Genomic DNA, 12,410 nt, shown 5'->3' on the forward strand with positions numbered 1-12,410 from the left:
ATGGTGAAGGTGCCGATATGCGTGTCGTCGCTGAAGCCCGGCAGATGCGCGGTCGAGGTCGAGGACTTGAACACCGCTGTCGCGGTGTGGGTGTCGATCAGGTCGAGGTCCTGGATCGCCAGCGTGCCGCCGGTGGTCAGCGTCGGCGTGGCCGCATCCTCGGTCACCGTGCCCGCGGCGTCCGCAATACTGCTGGTGATGGTCGGCTTGTCGTTGGTCCCGGTGATGGTGACGGTGACGTCCTGGGTGACCTTCCCGCCATGATGATCATCGACAGTGACGGTGTAGACCTGGGTGATGCTCTGGCCTTCGGCCAGCGACTGCAGCACCGAATTGCCGTCATCGAGCGTGAAACTCCAGCCGGCGGATCCGATCGTGCTGACGCCGGGACTCTCGCTCACCGCCGTCAGCGCGAACGTGCCGATATGCGAAGTGCCATCGGTGAACCCGGGGAGATGCGCGCTCGACGTGGTCGACTTCAGAGCGTAGCTCACGGTGTGAGTGTCCGTGAGGTCGGGATCGTTGAAGGTAATGGTCCCGCCGGTGCTCAGCGTCGCCGATGTATCCTCGATGACCGTGCCGGCCGGGGTCGTCGACGCCTCGACGATGGTCGGCACGTCGTTGGTGCCTTCGACGCTGACGTCGGCTCCGTCGATGGACAGGGTGATCGACGTGGTGACGACGCCGCCATGCCCGTCATCGACCTGGACGACGTAATTGAGGATCAGCTTCTCGCCGTCAGCGAGGAAATCGAAATAATGGTCGATAACGCTGTAGGTCCAGGTGGCCGAACCGTTATTGGCATTTCCCGCGCCCTGCACCACGCTGAGCGGTACCTCGACCGCGGCGATCGCGGCCTTTTGCTCGGGCGTCAGCGTCGCGGTGATATCATTGCCGTCGGCATCGAGATATTTGAACGGCTGGGTGGACGAGAGCGAAGCGCTCACGATCGGCCGGTCGGTCAGGTCGACGTCGGTGAAGGTGACCGTGCCCGTGATGGTGTCGTGGGCCTCGTTGCCGGTGCCGACCTTCTCGATGACGGTCCCGCCCGCCGTCGCGACGGTGGGCTTGTCGTTGGTGCCGGTGATCGTGACGGTGATCGGGATGTAGGTGGATTCAGGATTCACCGCGAAATTGTTGTTGACGCGGATCATGTAGGTCAGCGTCAGCGTTTCGCCGGCCGCGAGGAAGTCGAAGACGTTGTCGGGGATCGTGTAGGTCCAGACCGCCGAGCCGTTGTTGTTGTTGCCACCGTCGGCAACGACCTGGATGTCAATCTGGGTCGCCGCAATGTCCTGCTTCTGCAGATCGGTGAGCGAGCCGGTGACATCCTGCTGGCCGGCGCTCTTGTAGACATAGTTCGGCGCGCCGGCGAGGCTCACGCTCACCGTCGGCCGGTCACCCAGATTCTGGTCGACGAAGGTGATGTGGCCGACGACCTTGTCGGGAGCCGTATCGCCAGTCGTGTCCGCGCGCTCGGTCAGCGAAAACGCCGTCTTCACATTGCCGTTGGCATCGAGGCTGCGCGCATCGGGCGGGCCAGGGATGCGGTTGCTGGTCGACGGATTGTGGCCGGGATCCGACCCCTGCTGAGTGGTGTTGGTGTAGACCACGGTCGCGATGTAGCCGCCCTGGGTCTTGAACATCAGACCGTCGCTGGTCGGCGTGATCGTATCGGTGAAGTTCGTGGTCAGCTTGGTGTTGGTGTTGTTGTCGGTGAACTTCAGCGTGAACACATCCGTGATCAGCTTCTGAATGTCCGGCGACATCAGCGCATTGGAGATCGAGACGTTGCCGCCGCTGATCTGGATCATCTGGCCGGCCTGGTTGACCGTCGCGATCGGCAGCAGCGTGACCTTGTCGAACAGGATGTAGGAACCGGTCGTGCCGTTCGGCTCGACCAGCACCTGGAAGCTCGCCTCCGGCTGCGGATCGCCGCCACCGGCGGGAACGACGAAATGGATCTGGCTCAGCACCGCCGTGCCGCGGATGCCCATGGTGGCGACCGGCGTGTCGATCTTCATGTCGCCGTGCTTGGCGGTCTCGCCGGCGACGAAGGTGATGGTGCCCGCAACCAGGCTGAGCAGGGAGGAGTTGTTCGACCCGTTGGGGTCGTAGACCATCTCGTTCAGCACCATCCGCGCATTGGAGGCCAGGCCGAACACGGTGCCGTCGATGAAGGTGATGCCCAGCGTCGTGTCGGCGCCGGTCGAGACCACGTCGCCCTTCTCGACATTGTCGCCATTGTTCAGGATGACCGAGACGCCGTTGCGGATCGCGGTCGCGCTGCCGGAGAGTTTTGTGACGTGGCCGATGACCTGGGCCGCGGCGATGCCGCCCGCGGCCTGCGCATACTGCACGTGGCCCGTGAGCGCGTTGACAATGTCGCCGGTGAGGTGGGCGCCATCGGGCGAGGCAAGCGCCGCGCGCTTGTCGCCCCTAAAATAATCGTGAACGACGAACTCATGACCGTCGTGGGACAGCACGAGGTCGACACCCGCGCGCTTGAAGTCGCCGTTGAAGATCAGGTTGGGGTCGGGAACTACGAACGCGCCATCAGGCACGTGACCATGCGCCTTTACAGTAAAGGGCTTGGCCGTAAAGGAATCGACATGGCCATCCGCGGGCAAGCGGGAACCCTGGCCGTCCAAGAAGATCGCGGCGTCAAATTTGCCAGCGTAATTCAACCGGGCACCGTAAAAGGGTTAAAATTTAAGTAAGTATCGACCGCTTAAGCTTGCATAGCATTACCAAGTCCTTAGCGAAACCATCTACTGCTTGTGTGATTTCGCGTCACTTGGCCGTGGCGACCCCTGCCGAGCGGTACCATCAAAGAAAATCCAAAGTAACTTTTCGAGTACTCTGAAGTCGAAATCTGCTCACGGGTACGCATTTCCAGTCATCCAAAGTAATCATCCGCCAAAATCCGGCAGCAGATACTTGTGTCATCTTTCCTTCGCAGTGCTCCGCAGCATCCTGCGGCAAATACGGAGTTAAATCTGTGATCCAACTAACAGAACCCGTGAAATAGCGGGTTGTTAGCCATAGGACGCAGAATCGGCACTCGCACAACTTCTGCCTGCAATTGGTTCCATTTCGCGGCAGCCGGCCCCCTCCTAGCCCGCAAATCGTAAAATTTTACGCAATCTGGACAGGCTCGTTTCAGCCTGTTGCCCGGTTTTGGGACCCCTGCCGGGCGCGTTAAGCAGAACAAAACGGCCCACCTCGCACTATCTCCGCGAAAGCAACAAAGCCGGCACGTCGAGGTCGAGGGGGACCTGACGAAGTCGGAAGGGGATGTCAGATGGAAATCGCTGCTCGCTCGCGCGCCTGGCGCGCAATCCTTGTCGTGTGCGGATTGATCCTGCTCGGATCGGCCGCAGAGCTTCGCGCCGGCACATTGCTGTCGCCGGGCGCAGGCCTGCTCGTGCGCAAATCCGCCGAGCCGTTCGGCGTGTTCGCCTTCGCCATCTCGTCCGGCAGCCTCCAGCAGAAATGGTTCGCGCTGAAGCAGAAGCTCGACGACGACATGGTGCAGCTCGCACTGTGCGACGGCGACCGGGATAATTGCGCTTCACCCGCCGCCCTCAAGCTGCTCGCCATCGTCGACCAGGCCCGCAGCCGCGACGGCCGCGCGAAACTGGGCGAGACCAACCGCGCCATCAACCTCGCCGTCCGCGCCGCCGATGACGGCGCAGACGACGTCTGGAGCTCGCCGCTTGCGACCTTCGCGCGCGGCGCCGGCGACTGCGAAGACTATGCCATCGCCAAGCTGGCCGCGCTGCGGCTCGCCGGCCTCGCCACCGAGGACCTCCGCATCGTCGTGGTGCGTGACGTCAGGGCCGGCGAAGAGCACGCGGTTGCCGCGGCAAAGCTCGACGGCCACTGGCTGATGCTCGACAATCGCCGCATGGCGATGGTCGAGGACGACGATGCGCGAACCTACCAGCCGCTGTTCGTGCTCTACCAGTCGGCCGTGATGAAATATGTCGATGAGCCCGTACGGTTCTCGATGGCCACGGCCGAGGCGCATTGATCGTAGTGGTCTCGTAGCCCGGATGGAGCGAAGCGAAATCCGGGGCCGCTATCACTTGTCGCACGAATCCCGGATTGCGCTGCGCTCCATCCGGGCTACGGGTCTCACGTAGACTTCTGACACAAATTCATTCCACCGCGCGATCCGGGACGCTAGCATGGCTGCGGCTATGCTAGGGGGCGACTGGAATGCGGTTCATCGTGCTGACTGTGCTTGCGCTGCTGGCGCTCCCGGCCGCGTCCGCGCAATCCGGCCCATCCGACCGCTCCATCGCCGACAGGCTGCCGCTGTTCGCCAGGAACAACTGCCAGCCAATCCGCGACCCCGGCAATCAATTGTTCTGCGGTGATGCCGAGCTTGCCGCCGCCGCCGAGAAGCTGAGCACCGCGATCGAGGCGCGGCTCGCCCGCCTGCCCGATCGCCTGCCTGGAATCGAGGAGAACGCGATCTGGACCCGTCAGCGCAATCTCGGCTGCGGCATCGTCGGCCAGACCGCGATCCGCACCGACGATTTCGACCGGGTGAAGGCCTGCCTGCTCAAGGTGACCGAGGAGCGCGCCGCGGTGCTGCGTGATCCGGATTTCGACTGTCTTGCGTCCAACACTGCGGCGGGCGCGCTGATCTGCGCGGACCCGTCGCTGGCGCTTGCCGAAACCGAGCTCAACGGCCAGGTGCTCGGCCTGATCGGCAAGCTGGACCCGACCGCGGCCCGCTTTGCCTTCGCCGAATACGGACGATGGACGCGAGAGCGTGATCGCAAATGCAATCTGGTCGGCAAGGAGAACGTGCCGCTTGCCGAGCTCGAATCCGCGGAAGATTGTCTTGCCGACTATCTGAAGCACAAGACGGGCGAGATCGCTGCCGCCAAGGGCGATCCGAAAAAAGTGTTCGGCCGGCAGGTCGCGGCCCGCACCCCCGACACCGACGCGGTCGACTTCTGCGCCGCGCGGATTCACGCCGCCAATTCCTGCGGCAATTTCCTGCGCATCAACCGTGTCTACGCACTCGACAGCCAGGTCACCGACCAGGAGGCGCAGGTCACCGGCGAGATCGAGATGGTCGTGCTGGCGCCCTTCGCCACCTGCAGCAAGGTCGCGTCCGCCTGCACGGGCACCTGCTGGGACCCGAGGACGGGCCGTCCGCAGCCGGCCGCGGCCGGCAACAAGGAGCGATCCGGCGAGGCCTTCAATGTCACGCGCCGCCTGAGGATCCAGCGGACGTTTGCCTTCGTCAAAGCCGCCGACGGCTGGCGCTGCCGCGAGGACGAACTGGCGCCGGTGAATTCGGGGACTGCGGGCGGGGGGTCGTAGGTGTCGCCTGTCGCGCTTTCTTCCTTCTCCCCTTGTGGGAGAAGGTGGCGCGAAGCGCCGGATGAGGGGTCTGCTTCAGCGAATCCAACTGCGAGAGTCTCGCGCGCGGAGAGAACCCCTCACCCGGATCGCTGCTTCGCGGCGATCCACCCTCTCCCACAAGGGGCGAGGGTGCACCGTTCGCGCGGCGAGAGATCAAAACATCAGATTGTCCTTCACCAGGACCCAGCGGCCGCCCTTGACCTGCTGCACCTGGGTGATGGTGTTGGCGAGGTGGTCGGTCTTGGAGAACTTCGTCGCGGGCGAGTTGAAGATGTCGAGGAATTTTTCGCCCGATTCCAGCGAGTCCAGCATCTTCTGTCCGGTGAGGTCCTTGCCCGCCTTCTGCGCATAGAACGCGAAGGTCATCACCGCATTGTAGCCGATGATCGCCTGCGTGTTGGCGTCAGTGTTGAACATCTTCTTGTAGTTGACGAGCCAGTCGTGGACCTTGCCCTTGGCGGTGTCCTCATACGGGATCTCGAAGCCACTGGCCGCATAGAGGCCTTCGACGGCTTCCTTGCCGAGCAGGGGCACCTCCATCACGTTGGTCGGCGTCGCGCCGAGGAAGGTGACGTCCCAGCCGAGCTTCCTGGCCTCGGTCATGGCGCCGATGGGCTCGCGCAGGACCGCGCCGAGCACGACGAGGTCGCAGCCGTCGGACTTCATCTTCGCCACCTGGGCGCTGAAGTCGGAGGCGCCGCGCTTGTAGCTCGTGATCGAAGCCGGCTGCACCTTCATGACAGCCAGCTGCTGGTTGAAGCCGTCGAGCACGTTCTTTCCGTACTCATCGTCCTGGTGCATGATGCAGGGCTTCTGGAAGCTCTTCCACTCCATCATGTATTTCAGCGCGGCGCGCGTGCTCTCGACATAGGGCAGGAGATTGTTGAACTTCAGCCGTTCCTGCGGCTTGGCCGGATCGAACTTGAAGGTGAACTCGGCCGCTGTCAGCGGAAACAGCTGCAGCACGCCGGCGTCGAGCAGGATGTCCTGCGCGGCGAGCACGGTCGGCGAACCCATCGGTCCCACCATCGCGAAGATCTTGTCGCGCTCAATCAATTTCTGCGAGGCCAGCACGGCCTTCTTCGGATCGTAGCCGCTGTCCTCGACGACCAGCCGGATCTTGCGGCCGTTGACGCCGCCGGCGGCGTTGACCTCCTCGACCGCCATCTTCATGCCGTTGGAAACAGGCACGCCCCAGCCCTTGATCGGACCCGACAGATCCTGATGGGTGCCGATCACGATCTCGGTTGCCGAGATGCCTTCATTGGTGACTTTGGTTTGCGCTAGGGCCGGCTGACAGGTGAGCGCCACCGCGCCTACCGCAAAGCCGAACGCTCTCAACGATCTCGACATTGACGTCTCCTCCTTAGGCCCATGTTGTACGAAGGGCGTGGCCATGGCTCCTTCGCTGTTCTCAAAGACGCAGATCACGCTACCGCCCGCGCGCCATACATCGCGTCGATCTCGGCGGCGTAGCGCTTGTTCACGAAGTTACGCTTCAGCTTCATGGTCGGCGTCAGCTCCTCGTCTTCCGGCGTGAGCTGGCGTTCGATCAGGAAGAACCTCTTGATGGTCTCGACGCGGGCGAAGTTGACGTTGACCTGCTCGATCTCGCGCCAGATCAGGTCCTGGATCTCGGTGGCGCGGCACAGGCTCGCATAATTGGTGAAGGGGATGTCGTGGTCCTGGGCGAACTTCTCGACATTCTCCTGGTCGATCATCACGAGGCAGGTGAGATACGGCCGCTTGTCGCCGATCACGACCGCATCCGAGATGTAGGGCGAGAATTTGAGCTGGTTCTCGATCTCGGAGGGCGTGATGTTCTTGCCGCCTGATGTGATGATGATGTCCTTCATGCGGTCGGTGATGCGGACGAAGCCTTCGTTGTCGATGGTGCCGACGTCGCCGGTGCGCAGCCAGCCGCGCGGATCGATCGTTTCCGCGGTCTTCTCCGGCTGGTTCAGATAGCCCATGAACAGGAAGTCGCCCCTGATCAGGATCTCGCCGTCGGGCGACAGCGCGACCTCGCCCCAAGACACGGCGGTGCCGACAGAGCCGAGCTTGATCCGCGTCGCCGGCATCATGGTGGCGACCCCGCAATTCTCGGTCTGGCCGTAGAGCTCGTGCATGTCGATGCCGAGCGCGAGATACCAGCGGATCAGCTCCGGCGCGATCGGCGCCGCGCCGGTGAAGGCGATGCGGCAACGATCGAGCCCGATCATGCGGCGGATGTTGCGGAACGCGAGCCGGTAGGCGATGTGGTTGGCGAGGCGAAGCGACAGCGGCGGCACCTTGCCCTCGATCCGGCACTCGACCATGCGGTAGCCGACCGCGATGGCGCGGCGGTAAACCCACTGCTGGAACGGCGTCGCGTCCTTCAGCGCGATGGTGATGGCGGAATAGAATTTCTCCCAGATCCGCGGCACCGCGAGGAAGATGGTCGGCTGCACCTCCCGCAGATTGTCCGGCACCGTCTCCGGGCTCTCGGCGAAATTCATCACAGAGCCGAGCGCGACCGAGATGTAATAGCCGCCGATCCGCTCTGCGACGTGGCAGAGCGGCAGGAAGATCAGCCGGTCCTCGTCCTCCCGGGCGGGGATGAAGTCGTTGGCATGCCGCATCTGATGCGTGACGCTGCGGTTGGCGTGCATCGCGCCCTTGGGCGGACCGGTGGTGCCGGACGTATAGACAAGAACCGCAAGATCGCCCGCGCTGCGGCTGTCGATCATCTCCTGCCACAGGCCTTCGCGCCCGACCATATGATTGCGCCCGAGCGCGCGAAACGCGTCGAGCGACATCACCATGTCGTCGGAGAAACCGCTGAGGCCTTCCATGTCGAACACGATGATGGTCTGAAGGGACGGGCAGCGGGCCCGGCAGGTGAGGAGCTTGTCGAGCTGCTCCTCGTCCTCGGCGAAAATCACTTTGGTTCTGGAGTCGTTGACGAGATATTCGACCTGGGACGAGGCATCGGTCGGATAGATTCCGGAGGAGACGCCGCCGGCACACAGGATACCCATGTCGGCATGGACCCACTCCGGCACGGCATTGGCGATGATCGAGGCCACGTCGCCGGGCATGAAGCCGATCGCGCGAAGCGCGTAGGCGATCTCCTTCGAAATCTCCAGCCACTCGCGCCAGCTGGTCGGCTGCCAGATGCCGAACTTCTTCTCTCGGATCGCAGGCCTGTCGGCCCGCGTCTCCGCGGCGCGCAAAAAGCTCTTTGCGATCGTATCAGCGACCGTCAGCACCGCCGGTCGGGCCATGCGCGTCTCCTCCTTGTCGCCTTCCCTCCGCTGCCTGCCTTGCCGGCGGTCTATGTTCGCGGACGGGTCAGTTCATCTAACGCCAAGTCTTCCTTCAACGCCAAGTCTTCTTCTTTTTCCAGCGCCGCTCGCCTCGCGCGCCCGCTTCCTTGGCGCCAAGGTAGAATTCCTGGATGTCCTGGGAATGCATCAAGCGGTCGCAGGTGTCGTTCATCACGATCCGGCCGATCTCGAGCACATAGCCGTAATGCGCCGTCTCCAGCGCCACCTTGGCATTCTGCTCGACCAGCAGGATCGACATGCCCTGCTCCTCGTTGACGCGGCGGATGATCGTGAAAATCTCCTTCACCAGCAGCGGCGACAGGCCGAGCGAGGGCTCGTCGAGCAGCAGCAGCGTCGGCCGGTTCATCAGCGCGCGTCCGATCGCGAGCATCTGCTGCTCGCCGCCAGAGAGCTGGCCGGCCGGCTGGTTGATGCGCTCCTTCAGCCGCGGGAAATAGCCGTAGACGCGTTCCAGATCCTCCGCGACGCCGTCGCGATCCCTGCGCGGATAGGCGCCCATCATCAGGTTCTCGCGCACCGAAAGGAACGGAAACACCTCGCGTCCCTCGGGCACATGGCTAAGGCCGAGCCGCACGATCCGGTCGGCCTCCATGCGCTGGATCGACCTGCCCATGAACTCGATCGCGCCCTTCTGCGGATCGAGGATGCCCGAGATCGTCTTCAGCACCGTGGTCTTGCCGGCGCCGTTGGCCCCGAGCAGCGTGACGATGCGGCCGCGCGGCACCTCCAGCGAGATGCCGCGGATCGCCATGATCGGCCCGTAATAGCTCTCGATGTTGGAGAGCTTCAGGATGATATCCGGTGTCACCGCGGCATCCATCGCGTCAGGCTCCCAGATACGCGGCGACGACGTCGGGATGCTGCTGCACCTCCGCCGGCGAGCCCATCGCGAGCACGCGGCCGTAGTTCAGCGCAATGACGCGATCGGAGACGCGATTGACCAGCGACATGTCGTGCTCGACCATCAGCACGGTGACGCCAAGCTCGTTCTTCATGTCGCGGATCCAGAACGACATGTCGTCGGTCTCCTCGACATTGAGCCCGGAGGACGGCTCGTCGAGCAGGATCAGTTTTGGCTCCGAGCAGAGCGCACGCGCCAGCTCGATCACCTTGCGCACGCCGTAGGGCAGGCCCGAGATCAGCTTGTCGCGGTAAGGCTCGAGGTCGAGGAATTCGATGACCTGCTCGACCCGGCGGCGATGCACCTTCTCGTTGGCGCGCACGCTCGGCAGGAACAGCAGCTCCTGCCAGAGCCGGGTGGTCGAATGCCGGTGACGCCCGACCAGCAGGTTCGACAGCACGGTCGCATTCTCGAACAGCTCGATGTTCTGGAAGGTGCGGGCGATGCCGAGCCTCGCGATATCGTAAGGCGGCTGCTCGGTGATGTCCTGGTCCTCGAAGAAGATGCGGCCCGAGGTCGGCCGGTAGATCCGCGAGATCAGGTTGAAGATCGAGCTCTTGCCGGCGCCGTTGGGACCGATGATCGAAAGGATTTCGCCCTTCTCCAGCGCGAAGGACACCGCGTCGACCGCCTTGAGGCCTCCGAAATGCAGCGACAGGTTCTCGGCGCGGAAATAGCTCATCGGTTGCGCTCCGACTTCACGTAGATCTTCTGCCGCTTGAAGGTGGCGCGCTTGTAGAGCGGGAACAGCTGGAAGAAGAGCTTTATCTTCAGCCAGCGGCCGTAGAGCCCGAGCGGCTCGAACAGCACGAACAAGACGATGATGATGCCGTAGATCGCGCCCTTGAGCCCATTCAGCGAGGCGAAGGCCGCGACCTTGGACTGGACGCTTGCCGCAGTTGCCGCTCCCGCCCCGAACGTCGCGGCAATGCCGGCGATGATGCCCGGCATGTCGTCCTTCAAATAGGTCAGGAATGGATCGATCATCACGATGAAGATCGCGCCCAGCACCGCGCCGTGCAGGCTGAAGCTGCCGCCGATCAGGATCACGATGATGAACTCGATCGAGAGCTGCAGCGTGAACATCTCCGGCGAGATGAAGGAGAGTTTATGGGCGAACAGCACGCCGGCAAAACCGGTGATCGCCGCCGAGATCGCAAAGGACTTCACCTTATAGAGCGCGACGTTGACGCCCATGCTGCGCGCCGCCGTCTCGCTGTCGCGGATCGCGACGAAGGCGCGCCCGGTCGGCGAGCGCAAGAGGTTGAGCGTGCCGACGATGGTCAGCACCAGCACCGCAAGGCAGAGGAAATAGAAGGTGGGACTGTCGCGCGGCACCGCAACGCCGAGCAGCGACAGCGTCTTCACCCGCATGCCCTCGTTGCCGTGGGTCACGCTCTCCCAACGCGCCAGGATCTCCTCGACAATCAGGGCGAAGGAGATGGTGGCGATGACGAGGTAGATGCCCTGGAGCCGCAGCGCGGGAAAGCCGACCAACGCGCCGATGCAGCCGGACAGAAGGCCTGCGGCGAGGAAGTAGACCGGGAACGGCACGTTGTACGTCTGCAAATACGCCGCCGTGTAGGCGCCGATCGCGAGGAACGCCGCGTGCCCGAGCGAGGCCTGCCCGGTGAATCCAGTCAGGATCAGCAGCGCCACGCCGACGGTTGCATAGATGCAGACGAAGACGAGCTGGCTCATCAGATAGCTGGAGAGCACGTAGGGCGCGACCAGCAGCAGCGCGAGCAGGATGCCGTAGGAGACGTAATAACCAGAATGCGGGAACAGCTTGATGTCGTCGTCGTAGTCGGTCTTGAACAGGAAGCGCATGATGTTCAGACCTTCTTGCGGACGTGAAGGCCGAACAGGCCTTCGGGCTTCAAGAGCAGCACGGTGAGCAGCACGACGTAGGGCGCGACGTCCTTCCAGCCCTCGGGCAGATAGAATCCGGCCATGCTCTCGATCACGCCGATCAGGACGCCGCCGACCACCGCGCCCGGGATCGAGCCGAAGCCGCCGAGGACGGCGGCCGGAAACGCCTTGAGCCCGAGCACGAGGCCGACATTGGAATGGATGAAGGTGATCGGCGCCAGCAGCACCCCGGCGCAGGTCGCGACCGCCGCGCTGATCGCCCAGACGATCGACACCACGCGCTTGACCGGAATGCCCATGTAATAGGCCGCGAGCATGTTCTCCGAGCTGGCGCGCATCGCGGTGCCGAGCGTGGTCTTGTTGAAGAACAGATAGAGCAGCGTGCACAGGATCATGGTCGCCGCGATCACCGAGAGCTTGTCGTAGGCCAGCACCAGCGAACCGATGCGCAGCACGCCCTGGCTGAACGGCGTCTCGATCTTCAGATCATCGGTCCCCCAGATCATGCCTGCGATCGAGCGCAGGAAGTAGCCGAGCCCGATGGTCGCCATGATGATGGAGAATTGCGGATAGCCGAGGATCGGCCGCACCACCACGCGCTCCGCCAGCATGCCGAACAACGCCATGGCCGCCACCGCACCGGCAAAGCCGATCCAGTAGTTCAGTCCCATCATGCCGATGAAGGTGAAGGCAAAGAAGCCGCCCAGCATCATCAGATCGCCCTGGGCGAAATTGACGACCTCGGTAGCCTTGTAGACGAGCACGAAGCCGAGCGCGATCAGGCCGTAGACGCAGCCGAGCGCAACACCGCTGACCAGCTGCTGAACGAAATCCAGCATCGTCGCGCTTCCTCCCGATGCAACCGGCGGTTCTTCGACCGCCTCGCCGCATCTTGTGTCCAGTCGCTACGCAGTCGTTTC

9 protein-coding genes are annotated in these 12,410 nt (G+C 63.4%); 2 read left to right on the forward strand and 7 right to left on the reverse strand.

Going from position 1 to position 12,410, the window contains the following annotated elements; genetic code table 11:
* Window positions 1-2,687: VCBS domain-containing protein (locus AC1RR3_RS24875; protein WP_492825730.1), on the reverse strand; the 2,687-nt coding region annotated here is incomplete at its 3' end.
* Between the two features lie 617 nt (window positions 2,688-3,304).
* Here AC1RR3_RS24875 and AC1RR3_RS24880 point away from each other — a divergent pair.
* Together AC1RR3_RS24880 and AC1RR3_RS24885 are read left to right on the forward strand one after the other, a co-directional pair.
* Window positions 3,305-4,036, forward strand: a complete 732-nt coding sequence (locus AC1RR3_RS24880; protein ID WP_492825731.1) for a transglutaminase-like cysteine peptidase — start codon at window positions 3,305-3,307, stop codon at window positions 4,034-4,036.
* A gap of 188 nt (window positions 4,037-4,224) precedes the next feature.
* On the forward strand, window positions 4,225-5,346 hold the full coding sequence (locus tag AC1RR3_RS24885; RefSeq protein ID WP_492825732.1) for a lysozyme inhibitor LprI family protein: 1,122 nt from the start codon (window positions 4,225-4,227) through the stop codon (window positions 5,344-5,346).
* 195 nt (window positions 5,347-5,541) lie between these two features.
* Here the strand turns inward: AC1RR3_RS24885 and AC1RR3_RS24890 are convergent, their stop codons facing one another.
* From AC1RR3_RS24890 to AC1RR3_RS24915, 6 genes are all read right to left on the reverse strand, one after another.
* On the reverse strand, window positions 5,542-6,741 hold the full coding sequence (locus AC1RR3_RS24890; protein ID WP_492825733.1) for an ABC transporter substrate-binding protein: 1,200 nt from the start codon (window positions 6,739-6,741) through the stop codon (window positions 5,542-5,544).
* 74 nt (window positions 6,742-6,815) lie between these two features.
* Window positions 6,816-8,654, reverse strand: coding sequence for an AMP-dependent synthetase/ligase (locus AC1RR3_RS24895; protein ID WP_492825734.1), 1,839 nt, complete (start codon window positions 8,652-8,654; stop codon window positions 6,816-6,818).
* A gap of 94 nt (window positions 8,655-8,748) precedes the next feature.
* On the reverse strand, window positions 8,749-9,537 hold the full coding sequence (locus tag AC1RR3_RS24900) for an ABC transporter ATP-binding protein (protein WP_492825735.1): 789 nt from the start codon (window positions 9,535-9,537) through the stop codon (window positions 8,749-8,751).
* Between the two features lie 4 nt (window positions 9,538-9,541).
* On the reverse strand, window positions 9,542-10,300 hold the full coding sequence (locus AC1RR3_RS24905; RefSeq protein ID WP_492825736.1) for an ABC transporter ATP-binding protein: 759 nt from the start codon (window positions 10,298-10,300) through the stop codon (window positions 9,542-9,544).
* Window positions 10,297-11,448 (reverse strand): branched-chain amino acid ABC transporter permease, encoded by a 1,152-nt coding sequence (locus AC1RR3_RS24910; RefSeq protein ID WP_492825737.1) that lies wholly within the window; start codon window positions 11,446-11,448, stop codon window positions 10,297-10,299. The genes AC1RR3_RS24905 and AC1RR3_RS24910 overlap by 4 nt, the downstream gene beginning before the upstream one ends.
* Window positions 11,449-11,453: 5 nt before the next feature.
* Window positions 11,454-12,329 (reverse strand): branched-chain amino acid ABC transporter permease, encoded by an 876-nt coding sequence (locus AC1RR3_RS24915; RefSeq protein ID WP_492825738.1) that lies wholly within the window; start codon window positions 12,327-12,329, stop codon window positions 11,454-11,456.
* Window positions 12,330-12,410 lie beyond the last annotated feature (81 nt).

This window comes from Bradyrhizobium sp. GW821-FHT13H05, assembly GCF_058804065.1.